Raw genomic sequence first — 22,778 nt, forward strand, 5'->3', positions numbered from 1 at the left:
TGGCCAGTGATTTCGAGGCGCGATGCCACCGCCGCCCGCCACACCCTCACCCCTCTGCCGGCATCGCCAGCCCGAGCCGTCCCGCCACCGCCGCCAGCCGCCGGTCGCCGCTCCACAGCAGCGCGCCCGGCGTCAGCGCGGCCGAGGCCAGCAGATGCGCGTCCACATACCCGATGCCGGCGCCCGCCAGATCGTGCTGCTCGATGAACCCGAGCACTTCCTCGGGCTCGGCCATCACCGCCTGCGGCAACTCCCGCAGCAGCCGCAGCACCGTGGCGCGCTCGGCGATGCGGCCGCAGGCCAGTTCCCCGATCACGAAGGCATGGCCCAGCACCAGGCGCGACTCCAGCAGGCGCCGCAGCCGCGCGTCGCCATGCCGGAAATGCGCGATCCAGATGCCGGTATCGACCAGCGTCACGCCTCGTCCTTCGCGGCGGGCGCGCTGCGCCGGCGCGGGATGTCCGGCAACTCCGGCATGGTGCCGCCCAGCAGCGCGAGGCGCCGCGCCGCCTCGCGCTGGATCAGCGCGTCCAGCGCCTCCCGCACCAAAGCGGAGGTCTCCTTGATGTCGGTGAGTTCGCGCGCGCGCTGAATCAACGCGTCATCAATGGCAAGCGTGGTCCGCATGGCGATCTGTCCACAGCGGTCGAGGCACAGGATTTGACATCAGTCGATGCCGCATTCAATGCCGGTTGGAAGCCGCCGCGCGACGACGCCCGAGCCTGCCCCGCTCAGCCCCCCGCCACCTTCCGCGGCCTTCGCGCCGCCGCGCGCCCTTCCGCCCGCCGCGCCCAGCCGCGCAGCCATCCAGGCCTTCGATCCCAGCACGCCCTCCAGCAGCGCCGGCACATGGAAATCGGCGTCCAGCCGGGGGAAATGGATGCCGAGGCCGAGGGCCTCCACCTCGATCACCGCCAACTCCTCCCGCGTCGCGCCGGCCAGACCCTCCGCATCGCGCGGCGCGAAGCCGATCTCCACGCCGGTGGTCAGGCGCACGATCACCCGGTCGCGGCCGGCATCGTCATGCGCGCTCTCGGCGCGCGGCCCGCGCAGCCGCGCACGGCACGCCAGCGCGTCGGAGGTCCGCTCGCGGTCCTCCAACCTCCCACTGTCGGAAGGCTTTACACTCCCCTGCCCCCGGCACCGACGAGGTCCGCAAGTCATTGTCACCTCATCGGTTCCATTTGCGGCACACGTCTTGCAAAGCGGCTCGTAGGACGTCGCCCGGCGGAATCGCGGCCCAAGGGTGGGCATCGCGAAGCCGGGCAGGGATGCGACATGACGATGCAGACACTGAAGCGCACGCTGGCGGCAGCGGGAATCGCACTTGGCATGGCCTCGCCGGCCGCCGCCGCGCCCATCGAACTCTGGGCGCAGTTCAACATGCCGCCCACCGGCAGCTTCGGCGCGATCTCCGTCCCGCTCACCACCAGCAGCTTCGGCATCGGTGGGGTGGGTGGCCCGGCCCCCTCGCAGGCGGTCCTTGAGGCGGTGCTCGGCTCGCTCACCGGCATCCGGATCGGCGGCATGGGGAATGCGGTCAGCTCCGGCTTCTTCACGACCGCCTTCGGCTTCGACATCGGCGTCGTGCAGCTCGGCAGCGGCCCCAGCGAGCCCGCCACCGGCTTCGGCACCTTCGGCCCGGTGAACAGCGTAAGCTCCGGCACCGCCAGCGGCGTTCCCACCCTCGGCGTGTCCAGCTTCTCCTCGACGCCCGGCACGATGATCGGCTTCGTCCTCTCCGCCGGCTACCTCGGCGACCAGTCCGCCCGCGCGGGGGAAACGCTCTTGTTTGCCTTGCGGCCCGGGGCAGGATTCTTCGTGAACCCCGCCTATGTGGCCGATGGTGGCCGCGTGATCCTGTTCGGCGACGACACGGTGGTTGGGGTGCCGGCACCGGCCAGCCTCGCGCTGTTCGGCCTTGGCCTGCTCGGCCTCGCCACGCTGCGCAGGCGGGGCGCGGGCTGATCGGCAGGCTGCGGCCCCGGCCACCCTGCCGGGGCCGCACCCGAGGAATTTCGACTCGATACTAGGATTGTTTTCCGATATGCTGAGGGGATGCGCCCTGCACCCCCCGCCTTCCCCCTCCGCCGCTCCGCCCCGCGCCCGTGGCGCCCGCTGACCGACATCGAATGGGCGGCGCTGTCCGCCATCCTGCACCGCTCCACCCGCGGCCGGCCGCCGACCCTCGCGCGCTACACCTGGGACGCCATCTTCTGGGTCGCGTGCTCCACCAAGCCGTGGCGGGCACTTCCAGAAAATCTGGGAAAGGCCGATTCCGCCCATCGCGCACTGCGCCGCGCGGCACTCGGAAAAAACCTGCACCGGATGCTGCTGCGCGTCTCCGACCATCCGGAGTTCGCCCGGAACAATCCCCTGCGCGCGATCGAGTGGTTCATCGTCCGCGCCTATCGCCGCGCGTTTCGGATCACCCGCATCGCCATCCCCTTCGCCCGCCGCCTCGGCCTGGCCTGCGCCCTGCCGGCCGAGGTGAACTGGCTGCCGGATGCGAATTTGTCCGAAACGGTGAAGGGGATCGCGGCGCGGGCGCGCGCAATTTCGGGCGGGCTGTCGGTCGGGGTGATGCGGGGGTTGCTGGAACTGGCGGAATGGGCGGCGGGGCAGCCTTGGCGGTGGAGGACGACGGGGTGAGGGGGCGGCGAGGGGTCAGGCGAACGCGTTGATGTGCCGGCGGTCGGTCGCGCCCCCACCCCGACCCTCCCCCGCACTGCGGGGGAGGGAGATCAGCGGCTGGCGCCAGCTCACCCTCCCCTGCAAAGCGGGGGAGGGAGGGGCCCGGCCGAAGGCTGGGAGGGTGGGGGCGCGACTGGCAGCGCAAGATGCGAACGGACCGCGCGCCTACAGCTTCGCGCAGGCCTGCTCCAGCCACGCCCGCGTCGCCGCATCCACCAGCGGGCCAATGTCGGAAAACACGCGCGCATGATACGCATCCACCTGCGCGCGCTCGGCCGGCGTCAGCATTTCTTGCACGATCAGCGCGCGTTCGTAGGGCGCCAGCGTCAGCACCTCGAACTGCAGGAACGGCTTGCGGCCACCCGGCATCGCCGGCGCAGGCCGCACAAGCAACAGATTCTCGATGCGGATGCCGTAGGCGCCGGGTTCGTAGAATCCCGGCTCGTCCGAAAGAATCATGCCGGGCTTCAGCGGCACCGGCTTCGCCGCGCGGCTGATGCCCGCGGGGCCTTCGTGCACGCTCAGAAAACTGCCGATGCCGTGGCCGGTGCCGTGGTCGTAGTCGAGCCCCGCCTCCCACAGCGGCCGCCGTGCGATGGCGTCGAGATGCGGGCCGGCGACGCCCTCCGGGAAGCGGGTCGCGGCCAGCGCCAGGTGGCCCTGCAGCACGCGGGTGTAGCGTTCGCAAAGCGCGGCCGGCGGCGCGCCCGGACCGGTCCACAGCGTGCGGGTGACATCGGTGGTCCCGTCCCGGTACTGCGCCCCCGAATCGATCAAAAAAGCTTCGTTGGGGCGGATGGGGCGGTCGGTGGCGTCGGTCGCGCGGTAATGCACGATGGCGCCGTGCTCGCCGGCGCCGGCGATGGCGGGAAAGCTTTCGGCGACGAACAGCGCGCCCTCCGCCCGCAGCGCCAGCAGCTTTTGCGCGGCGCGCATTTCCGTCAGGCCGTCACGCGGCACGCCGGCGAACCACGCCAGGAAGCGCGCCAGCGCCACCGCGTCGCGGTGATGCGCCGCGCGGGCGCCGTCCTGCTCCCGAAGATTCTTGCAGGCGCGCGGCAGGCGGCAGGGGTCCTCGCCGGCCACCACATCGGCGCCGGCCGCGCGCAGGCGGCGGGCGATCCAGGCGGGGGTCACGTCAGGGTCCACCCGCAGCTTGCGGCCCGTGAGCGCATCCAGCGCCGCGCCGAGCTCACCCGGCGGGCGCAGCGACACGGCGTTGCCGAGATGCGCCCGCAGCGCCGCATCGGCCCGCGCGGGGTCGAGGAACAGCGTCACCGTCCCGTCCGCGCGCAGCAGCGCCTGCGCGAGCGCGAGCGGCGTATAGGCCAGGTCGGCGCCGCGGATGTTCAGCAGCCAGGCGACGGAATGCGGATCGGCCAACACGGCGGCATCCTCGCCGGCCTCGCGCAGCACCTTCGCCGCCGCATCGCGCTTCGCGGCGGCGTCGAGGCCGGCGAATTCCAGCGGATGCGGCACGGCCGGCGCCTCGGGCGGGGCGGGGCGGTCGCGCCAGACGGCGTCGATCGGGTTGCCGTCCAGCGGCACCAACGTGGCGCCGGCGTCCGAGAACTTGGCGAGGGCGGCCTCGGTGTGCAGCCAGGGGTCGTAGCCGATGCGCTTTCCCGTCGCCTCGGCGCGCAGGATCTCGGCGGGCGGCTGCTCCGTGACGTGGCGCAGGGTCCAGAGGGCGGGGTCGGTCTCGCGCTCGGCCTGGGTGGTGTAGCGGCCATCGACGAAGAGGAAGGCGCGGTCGGGCAGCACCAGCGCCAGGCCGGCACTGCCGGTGAAGCCCGTCAGCCAGGCCAGCCGCTCGGCCGAGGGCGGGACATATTCGCCGAGGAAGGCGTCGCCGCGCGGCACCAGCAGGCCCTGCACGCCGAGGCTGGACAGCTCGGCCCGCAGCGCGTCGAGACGGGCAGGGTGCGGGTCGGTGGTCACGAAGCCTTAACTCCTGAACATGCTTCCACAGGAACTCATGCGCTCAGCGCATGTCTCGGGCGTTGTTGCAGCGCACCAAAAAGCGCCGACCCCTCCCTATCTTCGGCTCACGCAGCGCGACCGGAGAGAGGCCATCGGGGCCGGCCCGGACAGCGCCGCGACAGAGCCGGAAGCATCATGAACCCCCGCCAGACCCAGGAACAGATCGGGCTGTTCCCCGTCGCCGCCGCACCCTCCGCCGCCGAGGTGGACGCGCTCCGCGCCCAGGCCGCCGCCGCGCGCGACGCCGCCCTCGCCGGCAGCGTTCGCCGGGCCTTCAGCGGCATCGGCCGTTTCCTCGCCGCCGTCGGCACCACGCTGCTGGAATTCCCCGAGCGCCGCGCGACCTTCGAACGCCTGCGCTCCCTCTCCGACCGGGAGCTGGCCGATATCGGCCTGAGCCGCAGCGACCTCGCCCGCGTCTTCGACCCGGACTTCCGCGTGCCGGCCGCCCCGGCCAACGCGAATGTCCGCCCGCTGCCAAGCGGGCGTCCCCGCGTGGCGTAACCTTTACTCTGCGGGGGCTGAGCCCCCCTTCATAAGGCTCCCGCAGACGCACGGGGCCGGCGCCCTCCCCCCGGGTGCCGGCCCCGTTCTTTTCGTGCCGGCCAGCGCCGCTATCCTGTCCGGGTTTGCAGGGGGAAATCATGCAGATCCGTCTCGATGGCCACACCGCGCTGATCACCGGCGCCTCCAAGGGCCTCGGCCGCGCCATGGCCGAAAGCTTCGCCGAGGCCGGCGCCGCCGTGGCCATCGTCGCCCGCCGCCCCGCCGAGCTCGAAGCGGCCAAGGCCGGCATCGCCGCCCGCTTCCAGGGCGCGCGCATCGCCGCCATCGCGGCCGATGTCTCGACCGCGGAGGGCTGCGCCAAGGCCGTTGCGGAAGCGACCGCGGCGCTCGGGCCGGTGGACATCCTCGTGAACAACGCCGGCACCAGCCAGCGCGGCCCCTTTCCGGAGGTGGACGACGCGCTGTGGCAGGCCGATCTCGACCTCAAGCTCTTCGCCGCCATCCGCCTGTCCCGCGCAGTGTGGGGTGGCATGGCGGAACGGAAATGGGGGCGCATCATCAACGTGCTCGCGATCGCGGCGAAGGCGCCCGCGGCGGAGAGCGCGCCCACCGCCGTCTCCCGCGCCGCCGGCATGGCGCTGACGAAGATCCTTGCGAACGAGGGTGCGAAGCACGGCATCCTGGTGAACGCGATGCTCGTCGGCCTCTTCGATTCCGAGCAGCACCAGAAGCGCCATGCGGGCATGAAGTCGGAGCAGAGCTACGAGGAATGGCTCGCCAAGGCCGGCGCGGGGCTGCCGCTCGGGCGCTACGGGCGGCCGGAGGAGTTTTCCGCGCTTGCGACGTTCCTCGTGTCGGACGCCGCCAGCTACATCACGGGCACGGCGATCAACGTGGATGGCGGGCGCAGCCCCGTGGTTTGACGCGATAATGGGCAGTCCGCCCTCTTGGTGAGCGAAGATGGCGTAGAGGGCGCCTGATCTGCTCGAAAAGGCGGCGAGAGGCTGGTTGCGAGCCCGGACGGAGCCGGCCATCTGGCGGGTCACACGTCCGGGAGATCTCCGCGCCATGGCCCGTCGCTTCGCCAATCCGTTCGACGCCGATGCGTCGCTGTGCGGCTGCGGGCGCACGCACGTGCCCGGCCTCGCCTGCGAAGACCTGCCGAACGCCCCCGCGCAGGACGGCACGCATGAGTACGGCGAGATCGCCGAGCAGGCGGTGCTGCGCGCGCTGTATCCGGACGACGCCACGCGGCGCGGCATGCTGCGCGCGGTCGGCGCCGGCACGCTCTTCGCGGCGATCAACGCCTTCTTCCCCCTCGGCGCCGCGCGCGAGGCGCTGGCCCAGGCGCCCGGCACGATCGAGAAGCGGGACCTGAAGATCGGCTTCATCCCCATCACCTGCGCCACGCCGATCATCATGGCGCATCCGATGGGCTTCTATCAGCGCCACGGGCTGAACGTGGAGGTGATCCGCACCGCCGGCTGGGCCGTGATCCGCGACCGCGCCATCGCGCGCGAATACGACGCGGCGCACATGCTGAGCCCGATGCCGCTGGCGATGAGCCTCGGCGCCGGCGTGGCGCAGCCCATCCCCTTCGCGGTCGCCGCGATCGAGAACACGAACGGCCAGGCGATCACGCTGGCGAACAAGCACCGCGAGAAGCGCAACCCGCGCGACTGGAAGGGCTTCCGCTTCGCCGTGCCCTTCGACTACTCGATGCACAACTACCTGCTCCGCCACTACCTGGCGGAGCACGGCATCGACCCGGACCGCGACGTGCAGATCCGCTCCGTGCCGCCGCCGGAGATGGTCGCCAACCTGCGCGCCGACAACATCGACGGCTATCTCGGCCCCGATCCCTTCAACCAGCGCGCCGTGTTCGACGGCGTCGGCTTCATCCACATCCTGACCAAGGAGCTGTGGGACGGGCATCCGTGCTGCGCCTTCGCCGTGCCGCGCAGCATGATCACGGACACGCCGAACACCTTCCACGCTCTGCTGCGCGCCATCGTGGAGGCGACGGGCTATTCGCAGAATGCCGCCAACCGGCGCGAGGTGGCGGCGGCGATCTCCGGCCAGAACTACCTGAACCAGCCGCAGACCGTGGTGGAGCAGGTGCTGACCGGCACCTTCGCCGATGGCCTCGGCCGCGTGCAGCGCGTGCCCGACCGCATCGGCTTCGATCCCTTCCCCTGGCACTCCATGGCGATGTGGATCATGACGCAGATGCGCCGCTGGGGTCAGCTGAACCGCGACGTGGACTACCGGCAGGTGGCGGAGCAGGTGTTCCTCGCCACCGACGCCGCGAACGCGATGCGCGCGCTGGGCCAGGCGGTGCCGGCGACGACGGTGCAGTCCTTCACGCTGATGGGCCGCACCTTCGACCCCGCGAACCCGGCGCCCTGGACCGAGCGCGGCATCCGGACGTCCTGAGCCGGCCATGTCTTCCCGTGTGACGAATGCGCGGGCGGCGCTGCTGTCGCTTGCGCTGCTCGCCGCCTTCCTCGGCGCCTGGGAGTTCTCCGCGCGATCCGGCGGCAGCGGCGGGGGCGCGGCGCTCGATCCCGAATACGCCGCGCTGCTCGGCGCGGCGGCGGCGCAGGGCGGGCAGACGGGCTTCCCGATGCCGTCCGAGATCGCGGCCAGGCTCTGGGAACTGGTGCGCGACCCCTTCTACATCGCCGGGCCGAACGACCAGGGCATCGGCATCCAGCTGGCCTATTCGCTGGCCCGCGTCGCGGCGGGTTTTCTTCTGGCTGCCGCGGTCGCCATTCCGCTGGGATTTCTCATCGGCATGTCGCCGCTGCTGAGTGCCGCGCTCAATCCCTTCATCCAGGTGCTGCGGCCGGTCTCGCCGCTCGCCTGGATGCCGCTCGCGCTCTACACGATCAAGGACAGCTCGATCTCCTCCATCTTCGTCATCTTCATCTGCTCGGTCTGGCCGATGCTGCTCAACACCGCCTTCGGCGTGTCGAGCACGCGGAAGGAATGGCTGAACGTGGCGCGCACGCTGGAGGCGGGCAGGCTGAAGACGGCGTGGAAGGTCATCCTGCCGGCCGCCGCGCCGACCATCCTGACGGGGATGCGCATCTCCATCGGCATCGCCTGGCTGGTGATCGTGGCGGCGGAGATGCTCGTTGGCGGCACGGGCATCGGCTACTGGGTGTGGAACCAGTGGAACAACCTCTCGCTCGCCGACATCGTGATCGCGATCCTGCTGATCGGCATCGTCGGCCTGCTGCTGGACCGGCTGCTCGGCGTGCTCGCCCGCGCCGTGGCCTGGGCGGAGTGACGCGATGAGCAACGCCTATGTTTCCGTCGAGGGCATCGCGCGGCGCTATCCGGGCGCGACCATCTTCGAGGACCTCTGGTTCAGCGTGAACCGCGGCGAGTTCGTCTGCCTGGTCGGGCATTCGGGCTGCGGCAAGACGACGGTGCTGAACATCCTGGCGGGGCTCGAAGCACCGTCGGACGGCGTGGTGATCGTGGACGGGCAGGAGATCTCCGGCCCTTCGCTCGACCGCGCCGTAATCTTCCAGGGCCATGCGCTGATGCCGTGGATGACGGCGGAGCAGAACGTCGCCTTCGCGCTGTCCTGCCGTCACCCGTCCTGGCCCAAGGCGAAGCTGCGCGAGGCGGCGCAAGCGGCGCTGGAGAAGGTCGGCCTTGGCCATGCGGCCCAGAAGAAGCCGGCGCAGCTCTCGGGCGGGATGAAGCAGCGCGTGGGCATCGCGCGCGCGCTGGCGATCGCGCCGAAGATGCTGCTGATGGACGAGCCCTTCTCCGCGCTCGACGCGCTGACGCGCGGCGCGCTGCAGGAGGAGGTGTCCCGCCTGGTGACGGAGGCGGACCAGACCGCCTTCATGATCACGCATGACGTGGACGAGGCGATCCTGCTGGCGGACCGCATCCTGCTGATGACCAACGGGCCCGATGCGCGGCTGGCGGAGGTGGTGGTGAACACGCTGCCGCGGCCGCGCGACCGCGCGAACCTGCACCACATGCCGGGCTATCACGAGCTGCGCGACCATATCCTGGATTTCCTGATCACGCGCAGCCGCACGCTGGCGGGCAAGCAGCCCGCCGGCTGGGACCCGAAGGCCGTGCCGGAGGTTCGCCCCGCCGCGCCGCAGATCACGCCGCCGCCCCCTCGGGCGGCGGCGTGAAAACCCCACCACCGACGCAGGGAGATGCACGCCATGACGCGCGCCCAACTCACGGAAAAGATCCTCGACATCAAGCGCGAGAGGAACTGGACCTGGAAATACATCTGCGGCGAGATCGGCGGCGTGTCCGACACGCTGATCGTCGGCGCGCTGCTCGGCCAGATGAAGCTGGTGAAGCCGCTCGCCGCCAAGGCCGCGACGCTGTTCGGCCTGACGGAGGTCGAGGAGCGGATGCTGAACGAGGTGCCCTATCGCGGCACGGCGATGCCGCCGACCGACCCGCTGATCTACCGCTTCTACGAGATGGTGATGGTCAACGGCCCGGCCTGGAAGGCGCTGATCGAGGAGGAGTTCGGCGACGGCATCATGTCGGCGATCGACTTCGACTTCCACTTCGAGCGCATGGCGCATGAGAAGGGCGACCGGGTGAAGATCGAGATGACCGGCAAGTTCCTGCCCTACAAATACTATGGCGCCGAGCAGGGCATCCCGGCCTACGGCTTCAAGGAGGAGTAGTCTCCCGGCGGGCGGGGGGGCGTGCTAACCGGCCCGGCGAATGGGCAGGATGGTCGTGCCCCCACCCGGCCGCTGCGCGGCCACCCTCCCCCGCGATGCGGGAGAGGGTCGGGTTGGGGCGTGACCGACCTGCCGGACGCAGCGCAGGACGGATCGCATGGCACGCACCCTCACTGTTGGAATCGCCGGGCTCGGCGCCATTGGCCTGCATCTGGCGCGCGCGCTCGATGCCGGCGTGGACGGGTTGAAGCTCGTCGCCGTCGCCGCGCGCGACCACGCCAAGGCGCAGGCCAACCTGGCGGGCTTCCGCAACAGGCCCGCCATCGTGGACATCGCCGGCCTGGCCGAGGCCGACATCGTGGTGGAGGCCGCGCCGGCCGCCATCTTCGAGGAGGTCGCGAAGGCCGCGATCGCGCGCGGGCGGATCTTCGTCCCTTCCTCCTGCGGCGCGCTGCTGCCGCGGATGCATCTGGTGGAGGAAGCGCGGAAGACCGGCGCGCGGATCATCGTGCCGACGGGCGCGCTGCTTGGCCTCGATGCGGTGCGCGCAGCGGCGGAGGGCGAGGTCGCCTCCGTCACCATCGAGACGCGCAAGCCGCCGCGCGGTCTGGTCGGCGCGCCCTATCTCGAGCAGCACGGCATCGACGTGCTGGCGGTGAAGGACGAGAAGACGCTGGTGTTCAAGGGCAACGCCTATGACGCCGCGCAGGGTTTTCCTGCGAACGTGAACGTGGCGGCGGCGCTCGCGCTGGCCGGCATCGGCCCGCAGCGCACCATGATCGAGATCTGGGCGGACCCGCATGTGACGCGCAACACCCACACCATCCGCGTCGAGGCCGCGGCGGCGCGGCTGACCATGACGATCGAGAATGTGCCGTCGGAGGAGAATCCCCGCACCGGCAAGATCACGCCGCTGTCCATCCTGGCTTGCCTGCGCGGCCTGACCAGCACGCTGAAGGTCGGCAGCTAGGCCCGCCGCTTGGCGGGGCGTCCCAGGCGGCGCCGGTCGCCTGTCGCGCGTGCCGGGGACGGCTAGGGTGCGGGCATGGCCGCGTCTGCCCGTGGCGTCGCGGCCCCCACCCCATCCCTGCCCCGCAAGCGGGGGAGGGAGGCTCCTGGACCATGCTCGAGACCTTCGGCTTCACGCTGGTTGCGCTGCTGGTGATCGTGGATCCCTTCGGGACCGCGGTGATCTTCGCCAGCATGACGACCAACAACACCGCGGCCGAGCGGCGACGCCAGGCGATCCGCGCGACGGTGATCGCGGCCGTGGTGCTGCTGGTCTTCGCGCTGCTCGGGGGCTGGCTGCTGCGGGCGCTCGGCATCGGGCTGCCGGCGATGAAGGTGGCGGGCGGCCTTCTGCTTTTCCTGCTGGCGGCCGACATGGTGATGGGCCAGACCTTCCTGCGCGCCACGCCGGAAGAGCAGAAGGCGGGCGCCGAGCAGCACGACGTCTCGGTCTTCCCGCTGGCGATCCCGCTGCTGGCCGGGCCGGGCGGCATGACCAGCATGGTGCTGATGCGCGAGCAGGCGCGCGGCGACCCGATGCAGTTCGCCGCCGTGATGGCCGCGCTGGTCGCGGTGCTGCTGCTGACGCTGGTCTGCCTGCTGGCGGCGGGGCAGGTCGCGAAGCTGCTGGGGCGCACCGGCGGGCATGTGATCGGCCGCGTGCTCGGCGTGCTGCTCGCGGCGCTGGCGGCGCAGATCGCGCTGGACGGCGTCAGGCAGAGCTTCGCGACGTGATCCTCATGCCAGGCGGACGAGGGTTTCACCTTCGTCGCTCAATCGCCGGCGCTTCGCTTGGCTGCGCCGCATAAGCGGCGGGCCGCAGGTCGGAACTTTTTGCGCTTGTATCAGCGCCGCGCGGGCGGCGTCGGCGCGGGTGGCGCGGGGGGCGGCGGGGCGGGGACGACCTGCGGATCGGCCGGGCGCCGCTCGGAGGCGAAGAACTGGTCCACGCCTTCCGCGAACTGCGTCATCGGCACCGGCATGCTGACCGTCTCGCGCTGCGCCGCCGTGGCGAAGGACAGGCGCAGCACGTTCGCGCGGCGCAATGCGGCGAGCAGGTCGTCCGTGACGGGAATTCCGGCGAAGACGCCCTCGGCGTCGGAGGTCTGGAAGGCGATGCGCTGCACCTCGCCATTGTCGATCTGCCAGCTCATGCCCGCGGGCAGCAGCACGCCGTGCGGCACCTGGAAGACCAGGCCGAGCGAGCGCGTCGCGGGCTGGCGGGTGAGGACGATGCGCGCAACCACCCGGTTCTGCGGCTGCACGAGGATGCGGGCCGAGAGCTGGCAGGGGCGGAGGCCGCCCTCGCCCGGCTCGCCGCAGGCGATCTGCCAGGCCTCGCGCTGGGTCTGCGTGGTGCCGGGCGCGGCCGGCGCCGCCGGGGCGGCGGGCGGCGCGGCGGCGGGCGCCTGGGCGCGCTGCTGCGCCCAGACCGGCTGCGCGAGCAGCAGCAACAGCGCCGCCGCGGACGCTGCGGACGCCGCGCGGATGGATGCGCCCCGCATCAAGGTCAGCCCCGCCGCGGCATGATCTGCTCGGCGAGGGTCGCGAACCAGCTCGCGCCGACCGGCAGGATCTCGTCGTTGAAGTCGTATTTCGGGTGGTGGACCATTGCGTCCTCGGGCCCCTTGCCGCCGCCGAGGAACAGGTAGGCGCCCGCCTTCTTCTCCAGCATGAAGGAGAAATCCTCGCCACCCATGGTGGGCTGGGGCAGCGGGCGGGTGCGAGCCTCGCCGGTGACGCTGCGCGCGGCGCGGGCGGCGATCTCGGTGCTTTCCGGCTCGTTCACCGTGGCGGGATAGGCGCGGGCGAAGCTGCATTCGGCGCTGCCGCCCATCGCGATGGCGATGCCGGTGACGATCTCCTTGAAGCGGCGCTCCAGCAGGTTGCCGACCTCGGGCAGGAACCAGCGCGCGGTCCCCTGCAGATGGACGCTTTCGGGGATCACGTTGAAGGTGTGGCCGCCGGTGAAGTGGGCGATGGTGATCACGCCGGCTTCCAGCGGATTGACGTTGCGCGCCACCACGCTCTGCAGCGCGGCGACGATGTGCGATGCGATCAGGATCGGGTCCACGCCGTTATGCGGCATCGCGCCATGCGCGCCGCGGCCGGTGATGGTGGCCTCGAGGTTCGCGACCGCGGCCATCACCGGCCCCGGCGCGTGCAGGAAGGTGCCGGCGGGCGCGCCGGGCCAGTTGTGCATGCCGAAGATGCGCTCCATCGGGAAGCGCTCGAACAGGCCTTCCTTCACCATCACCTCGCCGCCCGCGAGATTCTCCTCGGCGGGCTGGAAGACGAGGTAGACGGTGCCGTCGAAGTTGCGCGTTTCCGCAAGGTACTTCGCGGCGCCGAGCAGCATGGTGGTGTGCCCGTCATGGCCGCAGGCATGCATCCTGCCGGGGATGGTGGAGGCGTGCGGCAGGCCGGTGAGTTCCTGCAGCGGCAGCGCGTCCATGTCGGCGCGGAAGCCGATGGCGCGGCCGGAGTTGCCGTTGCCGCGGATCACGCCGACCACGCCGGTCTTCGCGATGCCGGTATGCACCTCGTCGCAGCCGAATTCCTTCAGTTTCGCGGCGACGATGCCGGCGGTGCGGACTTCATCGAAGCCGAGCTCGGGGTGCTGGTGGAAGTCCCGCCGCCAGGCGGTCATCTCCGGGTGGAACTCGGCGATGCGGTTGATCACGGGCATGGGCGACCAGTCTCCGACGTGCGTGGCGAGCGGCGGGCTGTGCCGGTCTAGCCCGGCGGGCGGAGGAAGGCGAGGTCGGCGCCGAGCGGGGCCTGGGTCACCTGCTCATGCACCAGCCGGTCCCAGCCGCGGGCCGGGGCGGGGGCCGGCTGCCAGGCGGCGCGGCGGGCGGCGAGGGTCGCCTCGTCCACCAGCAGGTCGAGGCGGCGGTCCTTGACGGACAGGCGGATGCGGTCGCCGGTCTCGGCCAGAGCGAGCGGGCCGCCCACCGCGGCCTCGGGTGCCACATGCAGCACGATGGTGCCGAAAGCGGTGCCGGACATGCGGCAGTCGCTGATGCGGACCATGTCCTTCACGCCCGCCCGCGCCAGCTTCTTCGGGATGGGCAGGTAGCCGGCTTCCGGCATGCCGGCGGGGCTGCGCGGGCCGGCGCCCTTCAGCACCAGGATGTCCTGCGGCGTGACATCCAGCGCCGGGTCGTCGATGCGGTTCGCCAGGTCCTCGAGCCCGTCGAAGACGACGCAGCGCGCCTCCGTCTCGAACAGGGCGGGCGTGGCGGCGCTGCGCTTGAGGATGGCGCCGTCGGGCGCGAGGGAGCCGCGCAGGATCACGATGCCGCCGACCGGGCTGATCGGCGTCTCGCGCGCACGGATGATCTTGCGGTCCACGAAATGCGACCCGTCGCCGATCCGGGCGCGCAGCGGGGTGCCGTCGAGGTCGGGGGTGTCCAGGTGCAGCAGGTCCCGCAACTCCCAGAGCAGAGCCCGCATCCCGCCCGCTGCATGAAAGTCCTCCATGTAGCCTTCGCCGGTGGGCTTGAGGTCCACCAGAACGGGCGTCGTCTCGGACAGCGCATCGAGCCGCGCGAGGTCGAGCGTGACGCCGGCGCGGCCGGCGATGGCCGCCAGGTGCACGACGGCGTTGGTGGAGCCGCCGAGGGAGAGCAGCACGCGCATCGCGTTCTCGACGCTCTCCACCGTGACCAGCGCCGCGGGCGGCATCGGCTTCTGGATCAGCCGCACGGCCTGGGCACCGGCTTCCTCGGCGATGCGCAGGCGGTCGGCATGCACGGCGGGGGCGCTGGCGGCGTCGAGCGGCATGAAGCCCAGCACGGCGGCGATGCAGGCCATGGTGCTGGCGGTGCCCATCACGCCGCAGGTGCCGGCGGTGGTGGCGAGTTTTCCTTCGATGGTCGCGATCTTGTCTTCCGTCACCTCGCCGGCGCGGTATTTCGCCCAGTAGCGGCGGCAATCGGTGCAGGCGGAGAGGCGCTCGCCCTCGAAGGCCTGGGCGAGCATCGGGCCCGTGACCAGCATCACGGAGGGCGTGCCGGCGCTGACGGCGGCCATGAGCTGGGCCGGCACGGTCTTGTCGCAGCCGCCGATCAGCACGGCCGCGTCCATCGGCTGGGCGGCCAGCATCGCCTCCGTGTCGAGCGCCATCAGGTTGCGGTAGTGCATGGAGCAGGGGTTCAGCGAGGGCTCGCAGAGCGAGACGGTCGGGAAGGCCAGCGGCAGGCCGCCGGCCGCCAGCACGCCGCGCTTCACCGCCTCCAGCAGCTCGGGGACGGTGCGGTGGCAGTTGTTGTAGTCGCTGGCCGTGTCGGCGATGCCGACCACCGGCTTGTCCAGCATGGCCTGGGAGTAGCCCATGGACTTGGCGAAGCTGCGCCGGAGATAGAGGGCGAATTCCCGGTCCCCGTAGTTGGAGGAGCGGTTGGCGAGGCCAAGCTTGCGGGGCGTGCCGGTGGTCATCGGGGCGATTCTCCCTTCCGCCCCGCCGCCATCACGCCGGGGGGCGGTGGCAGACGCAGCAGAGCTTGTTTCCGTCGAGGTCGCGCGCATAGGCGCCGTAGTAGTCGGCATGGTAGTGCGGCCGCAGGCCCGGTCCACCCTCGTCCCGGCCGCCGGCGGCGAGGATGGCGGCATGGACGGCATCCACCGTGGCGCGGTCCGGCGCTTCGAAGGCGACGGTCACGCCATTGCCGACGCGGGCGAGGCGGCCGTCGATCGGGCGCATGAGCCAGATCTGCGGCGTGGTCTCCGGCGCCGCGGCATAGCCGGCATACCCCTTCTCCAGGTCGCTCTCCTGCCGGGCGATGCCGAGCAGGGCCAGGATGCGGTCGTAGAAGGCGATGGCGCGCGGCAGGTCGTTGGTGCCGAGGGTGACATGGCTGAACATGGCGGATCTCCCGTGATGCGGGACGGTCCTGGCATGGCGGGGCTTTGCAGATCCTGCGAAGTTGCCGGGGCGTGGCGGTATCAGGATACCACAGGCGCGAAATCGCGGTAACGCTTGACTTTCCGGCCCTTCCCCGCGATACGGCCCGCCGAACCCCGTTTCGGATCACTGTAAGAAGATGCTGACGAGACAGACCACCTCCATCAAGCCGGCGGAGGTCAGCAAGAACTGGGTGCTGATCGACGCGGAAGGCCTCGTGCTGGGCCGCCTTGCCTCGATCGTCGCCAACCGGCTGCGCGGCAAGCACAAGGCGCAGTTCACCCCGCATGTGGATTGCGGCGACCATGTCGTCGTGATCAACGCCCGGAAGGTCCGCGTGACGGGCCAGAAGGCGGAGCAGGCGGTGTTCTACTGGCACACCGGCTATGCCGGCGGCATCAAGGGCCGCAGCTTCCGCGAGCGGATCGAGAGCGCCCACCCCGAGCGCGTGATCGAGAAGGCGGTGGAGCGGATGATCACGCGCGGCCCGCTCGGCCGGCGGCAGATGAAGAACCTGCACGTCTATGCCGGGCCCGAGCATCCGCATGGCGGCAACACCCCGGCCGCGCTCGACGTCGGCGCGATGAACCGCAAGAACAAGGTGGCGTAATTCGATGAGCGAGCAGACTTCCCGCAGCGGCTCGCTGGCCGAGCTGAAGGACATGGTGAGCGCGGCCGGTGGCCCCGCCGCCGCCCAGGCCGAAGCCCCGCGCGAGCCGAAGCGTGACGCCCAGGGCCGTTCCTACGCGACCGGCCGCCGCAAGAACGCCATTGCCCGCGTCTGGGTGAAGCCCGGCAAGGGCGAGATGGAGATCAACGGCAAGACGCTGTCGAAGTATTTCGCCCGGCCGGTGCTGCGCATGCTGATCTCGCAGCCCTTCCTGGTGACGGACCGCTACCAGCAGTTCGACGTCTACGCGACCGTCGTCGGCGGCGGCCTTTCGGGCCAGGCCGGCGCGCTGCGCCACGGCATCTCCCGCGCGCTGACCTACTACGAGCCGGGGCTGCGCCCGCTGCTCAAGAAGGCCGGCTTCCTCACCCGCGACCCGCGCGCGGTGGAGCGCAAGAAGTACGGCAAGCCGAAGGCGCGACGTTCGTTCCAGTTCTCCAAGCGCTGACGCCCAGCGGACCGGGCGTCACGCCCGGCCTGCATGGCTGGTTCATCCGGGGGGCGGGTCCGCAAGGGCCCGCCCCTCTTGCTTTCCGGGGTCGGAATCCGGCCCCATCTCGCGGCGAAAGGAGCCGTATCATGGCCAAGGGCCCCATCCCGAGCGTCTTCATCGACGGCGAGTCCGGCACGACCGGGCTGCAGATCCGCGACCGCCTGGCGCGATTCCCCGGCATCGCGCTGCGCTCCATCGCCGCCGAGCAGCGCAAGGACCCCGCGGCCAAGCGCGCGCTGATGGCGGAGGTGGACCTGGTCGTGCTCTGCCTGCCCGACGACGCCGCGAAGGAAGCGGCGGCGATGGCGGCGGAGCTCGGCGATGCGGCGCCGAAGCTGCTCGACGCCTCCACCGCGCATCGCGTGCATCCCGATTGGGTCTACGGCTTCGCCGAGTTGAACGCGGCGCAGGAAGCGGCCATTGCCGCGGCGCCGCGGGTGGCGAACCCGGGCTGCTACCCCACGGGCGCCATCGCGCTGATCCGCCCGCTGGTCGAGGCCGGCATCCTGCCGCGCGACTATCCGGTCACGATCAACGCCGTCTCCGGCTATTCGGGCGGCGGCAAGGCGATGATCGCGGAGTTCGAGCCGGCGCGCACCGCAGCCCCGTTCTTCCTCTACGGGCTCTCGCTGGAGCACAAGCACCTGCCGGAGATGCAGACCTATGGCGGGCTGACGCGCCGGCCGCTCTTCGTGCCGAGCGTCGGCGACTTCGCGCAGGGCATGCTGGTGAGCCTGCCACTGCACCTGTCGCTGCTGAACGGCAATCCGAAGCCCGCCGATCTGGAGGCGGCGCTGCAGGAGGCCTATGCGCGCTCCGCCTGGGTCAGCGTGCAGCCGGCGGACGGCAAGGCACGGCTGGCGCCGGAGGAGCTCAACGGCTCCAACAGGCTGGAGCTGCGCGTCTACGGCAACGAGAAGCACGGCCAGGCGGTGCTGGTCGCGAAGCTCGACAACCTGGGCAAGGGCGCGTCGGGGGCCGCGGTGCAGAACATCGGGCTGATGCTCGGCCTGGATGTCGCGCCGGCGCTGCCGCTCGCCGCCGAATAGGGGAACGACCACATGGACGACCTGCATCCCAGGGCCGCGCGCGGCCCCATCCTGCCCTTCGAGGGCCAGTTCCCGCGCATCCACCCCGAGGCCTGGGTGGCGCCGACCGCCGTCGTCGTCGGCGATGTCGAGATCGGGGCGGAGACCTCGATCTGGTACCACTGCGTGCTGCGCGGCGACACCAACATCATGCGCATCGGCGCGCGCACCAATGTGCAGGACGGCTCCATCCTGCACCTCAACGCCGGCGCGGAGCCGCTGATCATCGGCGACGACGTCACGATCGGGCATGCCTGCATCGTGCACGCCTGCACGCTGAAGAACCGCGCCTTCGTCGGCATGGGCGCGACGGTTCTGGACCGCGCGGTGATCGAGGAAGGCGGGATGCTCGGCGCGGGCGGGCTGCTGCCGCCGGGCAAGATCATCGGGCCGAACGAGCTGTGGATGGGCAACCCCGCGAAGCTCGTGCGCGTGATGACGGCGGAGGAGCGCGCGCGCTTCGACCGCACCGCGGTGCACTACGTGGAACTCGCGAAGCGACACCGCGCGAGCCTGGCGTGATCCGCCGTGGCCTGCTGCTGCTGCCGCTGCTGCTGGCCGCCTGCGAGCGGATGACCGTGGAGCCCGTGGCCGAGCTGCCGCCCGAGGTGATGCGCGGCGCGGGCGATCCGGCGCGCTTCGCGACGGAGAGCGCGGCGCATGCCTTCCTCGACCGGGAGCGCGCGCTGCGCGGCGATCCGGCCGCCGCCGCCTTCGCGGCCGCGATGGTGGAGAATGCCGCGACGGCCTTCCAGGACGGCGGGCGCTTCGCCGACGGCCCCTGGGTGACGCGGCTGCTGCGCGAGGGCCGGGCGGCGCTGCGCCAGGCGATCGGCCTGACTGCCGAGGCGACGCCGCAGCAGGCGCAGGATGCGCTGCTCGCCGCCGCGGCCGCCTTCCGCCGCGGCGACCAGGCGGGGGCCGCCGCGGCGCTGGCGCCGGTCGCCCAGCGCAACGCCGACCCGGCGACGGCGCTGGCGGCGCTGGAGACGCCGCAGCCGCTGCGGCGCGCGCTGCGCGAGGCGCGCGCGATGCTCAGCCGCGAGTCGGGCGGCGGCGCCAATCGCTGAGCGCGTCGGGCGGAACGCACACGAAGTGGATACGGTTTGTGCCTTTCCGCCTGCGGTTGCGGGGGCCTAGCCTGAGGCTCCGCGCGGGCGCTTCGGGCTCGCCGGCGCCCTCGCCACGGAGACACGCTCCATGCGGACCCTCGCCGCCCTGATCGGGCTCTCGCTTCTCGCCGGTTGCGCGCAGACCGGGCCGACAGCCTCGGTGCCGACGCCGAACCTGCCGGCCTCGCTTGCCAGCATCATCACCGATCCGGCGCGGACGGCGATCAACAACACCGCCGCGGTGTTCGGCAATCCGGCCAGCGTGCAGGGCCGCCCGATCGCGGTGGCGGAGGCGATCTCCCAGCTCGAATGGCTGACGCCGGAGCTTTCGAACGACCAGCGCTTCATCGGCATGCCGCCGACGGTGGCGGGATCCGTCCGCCAGGGGCGGGACGCGGTGCGCGAGGCCTTCGGCGTGCGGCCCGACACCAGCCCGCAGGCGGCGGTCAACGCCTTCGACGCGGCGGCCGCGGCCTATCGCGCCAACGACCCGCCGGGCGCGCAGACCGCGCTGGCCGCGGTCACCGGGGCGGACGGCGCGGCGCGTGCCGCTTCGCTGCTCTCGGCGCTGCCGCGGATCCCGCAGGCGGCGGCCGGAACCTCGGCGGCGGTCAGCGGCTTGGCGCAGATGAACGAGAGGACGCCGCCGCGGCGCTGACCCGCGCGGCCTGGACGGCGCGGCGACCCCGCGCCGGAGGGAAGACCGTCATGCTGCGCCGTATTGCGCTGCTGCTGCCCTTGATGCTCGCGGCCTGCGGCACGCCGCCGCCCGGCCCGGCGCCGGTGACCCTGCCCGAGAGCGCCGCGCCGCAGGGGCTCGGCGATCCGACGCGAGGGGCGATCCTGTCGGCCGCCTATGTCTTCGCCCGGCCGGACACCATCGCGGGCGATCCCGCGGCGGGGGCGGAGGCGCTGGGGCGGCTGGAATTCCTCACCGTGGAGCTCGCCACGGACCAGCGCTGGATCGGGCTCTACCCGCTGGTGGTGCCGCTGCTGCAGGACGGGCGCGCGGAAGCCCGCGCCGCTTTCGGGATCCCGCCCATGGTGCCGCCCCAGGCAGCGGTGGATGCGCTGCTCGGGGCCGCGGCGGCGCTGCGCGCGGGGGACCGGGCCGGCGCCACGGCGCGGCTCGGAACGCTCGTGGGCGCGCCGGGCGTCGAGCCGATGCTGGCGCGGCTGGCTGCCTTCCCCGTCCTGCCGCGCGCCGCCTTCGCGCTGGCGCAGGCGCAGGCCGGAATGCGCCGGATGGATGACGACGGCAGGAGGGGACGGTGGTGGTTCTGAACCGGGCCGGGGCGTGGGCGGCCGGGCTGGTGCTGCTGCTCGGCGCCTGCGCCGCGCCGCCCGAGCCGGTGCCGCCGGTGCCTCTCCAGCCGCAGGCGAGCGCCGCGGACCCGGCGCGCCAGGCGGTGCTCAGCGCCGCGGCCGCCTTCGCCGATCCGGCCCGCCTGGCCGGGCATCCGGCGGATGCGGCGCGGGCGGTGGCGCAGCTCGCCTGGATGAGCGTGGCGCTGCAGCAGGACCAGTGGTGGACCGGGGCCAATCCCACCCTGTTCTTCACGCTGCGCGAGGCGGAGCGGGAGGTGCGCGGCGCGCTCGGCGTCCGCCCGGAGGCGACCACGGCCGCCGTGACGATGGCCTTCGCCGCCGCCGCCTCGGCGCTGGAGCGGGACAGGCGGGATGAGGCGGCAGCGGCGCTGGCGCCGGTCGCAGCCGCGGGCGGGGAGGCCGTGCTGACGCGCCTCGATCCGATGCCGCTGATGCCCCGCGCTGCCGCGGCCACCCACTTCGCCGACCAGCAGATGCTGGAGATCATGCGGTCCGATCCGGAGTAGGCGCCGCGCCGCGCCTCGGCTATCGCTGCCGGCGCTGTCCGAAGGAGACGCGGATGCGCCGCCCCGCATTCCTGATGATCGCCCTGCTGCCCGTCGCCTTGCTGGCGGCCTGCGCGGAGATGCGCCAGCCGCCCGAGTTCGCGCGCATCCCCCCCGGCCTCGGCGTCGCCAGCGCCGATCCGGTGCCGGCGATGATCGCGGAGGCGGCGGCCGCCTTCTCGGATGGGGGCGCCTCGTTGAACGGGCGCCCGGCGGAGGCGGCGCGCGCGATCGGGCAGATGGAGCTGGTGGCCGAGGCGTTCCGGCGGAACCCGCGCTGGGCGCCGGTTTCGGCCGCGACCGTCACCGAGTTGCGCACCGCGCGGACCGAGTGGCGCCAGGCGATCGGGATCCCCGAGACGGCCGCGCCCGAGACGGTGGCGGTGGCGCTCGGCCAGGCCTCGCTGGCGCTGCGGGAGAACGACACGCAGCGGGCGGCGGCGGCGTTGGCGCCCGCTGCCTTCATGCCCGGCGGCGCGCCGGCGATCGCGCGGCTGGCCGCGCCCGGCCCGCTGCCGCAGGCGCGGATCGCCAGCGCCCTGGCGCGGGATGAGGTGGCGCGGATGGCACGCATGCAGCTGGGCGGGGTGACCGGCGCGCTCGACCCGGATGCGCCGTTCCTCAATTCGCTGACCGGGGCGCAGATACCGGGGACGATGCGCTGAGGGGTGGGGCGGCACCGAGCGATGCCGCCCCATTGTAAAGTATACCGACAGTGCCTCCCCGGCACGGTCGGCGGCGACAACTCAGGCGCGCCGCGCGCGACGTTGGGCCAAGCCAAGTCCGGCCAGGCCCATTCCGAACAGCGCCAGGGACATCGGCTCGGGCACCGGGAGCTGCGTGATCGACAGGGTCAGGTCCTGGAAGTCGTGGTCGCCGATGACGCTGCCGTTCGTGCCGAGGGTAACCGTGTTGTCCGTCAGGCCGATCAGCGCCAGCGATCCGGGGCCGGCATTGCGCGCCGTGCCGGTGCCGATCTGCACGAGATAGGCGCCGTTCGCCGTCGAGGTGGCGCCATTGGCCAGCAGATGGTTGCCGACGTCCTGGTGGAAGAAGAACTCGAAGGGGATCAGCGTGTTCGCCGCGTAATAGCGGGTGAAGGTGGCGCCGACGACGCTGGCGATGCCGCCGCATCCCGCGATGCCGGGGTTGTTGCAGAAGCTGTCGCCGCCGCCGCCGATCGGCTCACGGAATTCGTTCTTGAAGATCGCGGTGCCGTGGCCCGTGGCGGGCGGCGAGGGCAGGCCGACGGGCGGCGGCGGGCCGTAGGTGAACTTGTAGTAGCCGGTATGCGTCGTGTAGAGGGCGCCGTTGACGTAGCCCTGGATCCCCGTCGGGATGCTCTGGCCGGGTTCGGCACCGAATTCGTGGGTACCGACCCAGCTGCGGATCTCGAGCCCCGCCTGGGCCGATGACCATGCGGCCGAGCCGACAACGAGCCCGAGCGCCCAGAGGGCGCGAGCGAATCGCTTCGAATCTAACATGACTTTCTTCCTCGTCGTTCCAATCGTTGCAATCTTTTCGGGACGGCAACATAACGGGCTATGCATGCCGCATGCCATCTTCTATATCTATGAATCTGCTACGTAAGTTTTCTATAATGTTGTTGAGTGTAAACTTCACCGACAGGCAGTCGGGCGAGCGGTGTCAATTCTGCCGACAGCCCGCCGCGTAATCCGCCCGGCGTTGTCGCGTAAGGCGAAGCGTCCATACTCAGGGTTGCCATTGTCGCAATATTGACGCGCTTCGACCGAG

At 71.8% G+C, this 22,778-nt stretch carries 28 protein-coding genes; 19 read left to right on the top strand and 9 right to left on the bottom strand.

What is annotated here, in order from left to right; translation table 11 throughout:
* Window positions 1–46: 46 nt before the first annotated feature.
* From DFH01_RS26275 to DFH01_RS26285, 3 genes are read right to left on the bottom strand one after another with little or no spacing between them, the layout of a single operon-like run.
* The gene (locus tag DFH01_RS26275) at window positions 47–418 is read right to left on the bottom strand and encodes a type II toxin-antitoxin system VapC family toxin (RefSeq protein ID WP_109873506.1); all 372 of its coding nucleotides are present in this window, start codon (window positions 416–418) and stop codon (window positions 47–49) included.
* Window positions 415–627 (bottom strand): type II toxin-antitoxin system VapB family antitoxin, encoded by a 213-nt coding sequence (locus tag DFH01_RS26280; protein WP_109873507.1) that lies wholly within the window; start codon window positions 625–627, stop codon window positions 415–417. The genes DFH01_RS26275 and DFH01_RS26280 overlap by 4 nt, the downstream gene beginning before the upstream one ends.
* A gap of 39 nt (window positions 628–666) precedes the next feature.
* Window positions 667–1,101, bottom strand: a complete 435-nt coding sequence (locus DFH01_RS26285) for a DUF2442 domain-containing protein (RefSeq protein WP_199231425.1) — start codon at window positions 1,099–1,101, stop codon at window positions 667–669.
* A gap of 177 nt (window positions 1,102–1,278) precedes the next feature.
* Between DFH01_RS26285 and DFH01_RS27960 the strand changes: the two genes are divergently transcribed.
* Together DFH01_RS27960 and DFH01_RS26295 are read left to right on the top strand one after the other, a co-directional pair.
* Window positions 1,279–1,968 (top strand): PEP-CTERM sorting domain-containing protein, encoded by a 690-nt coding sequence (locus DFH01_RS27960; RefSeq protein WP_199231426.1) that lies wholly within the window; start codon window positions 1,279–1,281, stop codon window positions 1,966–1,968.
* Window positions 1,969–2,058: 90 nt separating this feature from the next.
* On the top strand, window positions 2,059–2,652 hold the full coding sequence (locus DFH01_RS26295) for a transposase (RefSeq protein WP_109873509.1): 594 nt from the start codon (window positions 2,059–2,061) through the stop codon (window positions 2,650–2,652).
* Window positions 2,653–2,859: 207 nt separating this feature from the next.
* On the opposite strand, the gene DFH01_RS26300 is transcribed toward DFH01_RS26295, so the two are convergent.
* Window positions 2,860–4,635 (bottom strand): aminopeptidase P family protein, encoded by a 1,776-nt coding sequence (locus DFH01_RS26300; RefSeq protein WP_109873510.1) that lies wholly within the window; start codon window positions 4,633–4,635, stop codon window positions 2,860–2,862.
* A 177-nt stretch (window positions 4,636–4,812) separates the two neighbouring features.
* Between DFH01_RS26300 and DFH01_RS26305 the strand changes: the two genes are divergently transcribed.
* The 8 genes from DFH01_RS26305 to DFH01_RS26340 all read left to right on the top strand — a co-directional run bounded on the left by DFH01_RS26305 (window position 4,813) and on the right by DFH01_RS26340 (window position 11,612).
* A complete protein-coding gene (locus DFH01_RS26305; RefSeq protein WP_109873511.1) occupies window positions 4,813–5,181 on the top strand; it encodes a DUF1127 domain-containing protein in 369 nt (122 codons plus the stop codon).
* 140 nt (window positions 5,182–5,321) lie between these two features.
* The gene (locus tag DFH01_RS26310; RefSeq protein ID WP_109873512.1) at window positions 5,322–6,107 is read left to right on the top strand and encodes an SDR family NAD(P)-dependent oxidoreductase; all 786 of its coding nucleotides are present in this window, start codon (window positions 5,322–5,324) and stop codon (window positions 6,105–6,107) included.
* Window positions 6,108–6,252: 145 nt separating this feature from the next.
* Window positions 6,253–7,620, top strand: coding sequence for a CmpA/NrtA family ABC transporter substrate-binding protein (locus tag DFH01_RS26315; RefSeq protein ID WP_109873513.1), 1,368 nt, complete (start codon window positions 6,253–6,255; stop codon window positions 7,618–7,620).
* Window positions 7,621–7,627: 7 nt separating this feature from the next.
* Window positions 7,628–8,479, top strand: coding sequence for a nitrate ABC transporter permease (gene ntrB / locus DFH01_RS26320; RefSeq protein ID WP_109873514.1), 852 nt, complete (start codon window positions 7,628–7,630; stop codon window positions 8,477–8,479).
* A gap of 4 nt (window positions 8,480–8,483) precedes the next feature.
* Window positions 8,484–9,353, top strand: coding sequence for an ABC transporter ATP-binding protein (locus tag DFH01_RS26325; protein ID WP_109873515.1), 870 nt, complete (start codon window positions 8,484–8,486; stop codon window positions 9,351–9,353).
* Between the two features lie 33 nt (window positions 9,354–9,386).
* Complete coding sequence (cynS, locus tag DFH01_RS26330; RefSeq protein WP_109873516.1) at window positions 9,387–9,869, top strand: cyanase; 483 nt, start codon at window positions 9,387–9,389, stop codon at window positions 9,867–9,869.
* A gap of 157 nt (window positions 9,870–10,026) precedes the next feature.
* On the top strand, window positions 10,027–10,839 hold the full coding sequence (locus DFH01_RS26335) for an aspartate dehydrogenase (RefSeq protein ID WP_109873517.1): 813 nt from the start codon (window positions 10,027–10,029) through the stop codon (window positions 10,837–10,839).
* Between the two features lie 152 nt (window positions 10,840–10,991).
* Window positions 10,992–11,612 (top strand): MarC family protein, encoded by a 621-nt coding sequence (locus DFH01_RS26340; protein WP_109873518.1) that lies wholly within the window; start codon window positions 10,992–10,994, stop codon window positions 11,610–11,612.
* A gap of 110 nt (window positions 11,613–11,722) precedes the next feature.
* On the opposite strand, the gene DFH01_RS26345 is transcribed toward DFH01_RS26340, so the two are convergent.
* Genes DFH01_RS26345 through DFH01_RS26360 form a run of 4 tightly spaced genes read right to left on the bottom strand, consistent with a single transcriptional unit; the run spans window position 11,723 to window position 15,747 of the window.
* Window positions 11,723–12,382 carry an invasion associated locus B family protein gene (locus DFH01_RS26345; RefSeq protein ID WP_146217154.1) on the bottom strand — a complete coding sequence of 220 codons (660 nt, stop codon included), beginning with the start codon at window positions 12,380–12,382 and terminating at the stop codon, window positions 11,723–11,725.
* Between the two features lie 5 nt (window positions 12,383–12,387).
* Window positions 12,388–13,566, bottom strand: a complete 1,179-nt coding sequence (locus DFH01_RS26350) for a M20 aminoacylase family protein (protein ID WP_109873520.1) — start codon at window positions 13,564–13,566, stop codon at window positions 12,388–12,390.
* Window positions 13,567–13,613: 47 nt separating this feature from the next.
* Window positions 13,614–15,320, bottom strand: coding sequence for a dihydroxy-acid dehydratase (locus tag DFH01_RS26355; RefSeq protein ID WP_109873521.1), 1,707 nt, complete (start codon window positions 15,318–15,320; stop codon window positions 13,614–13,616).
* A 31-nt stretch (window positions 15,321–15,351) separates the two neighbouring features.
* Window positions 15,352–15,747 (bottom strand): VOC family protein, encoded by a 396-nt coding sequence (locus DFH01_RS26360; protein ID WP_109873522.1) that lies wholly within the window; start codon window positions 15,745–15,747, stop codon window positions 15,352–15,354.
* Between the two features lie 178 nt (window positions 15,748–15,925).
* Here DFH01_RS26360 and rplM point away from each other — a divergent pair, with 178 nt between their 5' ends.
* From rplM to DFH01_RS26405, 9 genes are all read left to right on the top strand, one after another.
* Window positions 15,926–16,396, top strand: coding sequence for a 50S ribosomal protein L13 (gene rplM, locus DFH01_RS26365; protein WP_109873523.1), 471 nt, complete (start codon window positions 15,926–15,928; stop codon window positions 16,394–16,396).
* Window positions 16,397–16,400: 4 nt separating this feature from the next.
* A complete protein-coding gene (rpsI, locus tag DFH01_RS26370; RefSeq protein WP_109873524.1) occupies window positions 16,401–16,904 on the top strand; it encodes a 30S ribosomal protein S9 in 504 nt (167 codons plus the stop codon).
* Between the two features lie 131 nt (window positions 16,905–17,035).
* A complete protein-coding gene (gene argC / locus DFH01_RS26375; protein ID WP_109873525.1) occupies window positions 17,036–17,998 on the top strand; it encodes an N-acetyl-gamma-glutamyl-phosphate reductase in 963 nt (320 codons plus the stop codon).
* 12 nt (window positions 17,999–18,010) lie between these two features.
* Window positions 18,011–18,559 (top strand): gamma carbonic anhydrase family protein, encoded by a 549-nt coding sequence (locus DFH01_RS26380; RefSeq protein ID WP_109873526.1) that lies wholly within the window; start codon window positions 18,011–18,013, stop codon window positions 18,557–18,559.
* Window positions 18,556–19,107 carry a hypothetical protein gene (locus tag DFH01_RS26385; RefSeq protein WP_109873527.1) on the top strand — a complete coding sequence of 184 codons (552 nt, stop codon included), beginning with the start codon at window positions 18,556–18,558 and terminating at the stop codon, window positions 19,105–19,107. Before DFH01_RS26380 ends, DFH01_RS26385 begins: the two co-directional genes overlap by 4 nt.
* A gap of 130 nt (window positions 19,108–19,237) precedes the next feature.
* A complete protein-coding gene (locus tag DFH01_RS26390) occupies window positions 19,238–19,807 on the top strand; it encodes a hypothetical protein (protein ID WP_109873528.1) in 570 nt (189 codons plus the stop codon).
* Between the two features lie 50 nt (window positions 19,808–19,857).
* Window positions 19,858–20,433, top strand: a complete 576-nt coding sequence (locus tag DFH01_RS26395; RefSeq protein WP_109873529.1) for a hypothetical protein — start codon at window positions 19,858–19,860, stop codon at window positions 20,431–20,433.
* The gene (locus tag DFH01_RS26400; protein ID WP_233256305.1) at window positions 20,424–20,984 is read left to right on the top strand and encodes a hypothetical protein; all 561 of its coding nucleotides are present in this window, start codon (window positions 20,424–20,426) and stop codon (window positions 20,982–20,984) included. Before DFH01_RS26395 ends, DFH01_RS26400 begins: the two co-directional genes overlap by 10 nt.
* A gap of 53 nt (window positions 20,985–21,037) precedes the next feature.
* Window positions 21,038–21,688, top strand: a complete 651-nt coding sequence (locus DFH01_RS26405; RefSeq protein ID WP_109873531.1) for a hypothetical protein — start codon at window positions 21,038–21,040, stop codon at window positions 21,686–21,688.
* Between the two features lie 81 nt (window positions 21,689–21,769).
* On the opposite strand, the gene DFH01_RS26410 is transcribed toward DFH01_RS26405, so the two are convergent.
* Window positions 21,770–22,507: a PEP-CTERM sorting domain-containing protein gene (locus tag DFH01_RS26410; protein ID WP_199231427.1), complete on the bottom strand. Its 738-nt coding sequence runs from the start codon at window positions 22,505–22,507 to the stop codon at window positions 21,770–21,772.
* Between the last annotated feature and the right edge of the window lie 271 nt (window positions 22,508–22,778).

The organism is Falsiroseomonas bella (assembly GCF_003173615.1).
In the GTDB taxonomy this organism is placed as follows: domain Bacteria; phylum Pseudomonadota; class Alphaproteobacteria; order Acetobacterales; family Acetobacteraceae; genus Falsiroseomonas; species Falsiroseomonas bella.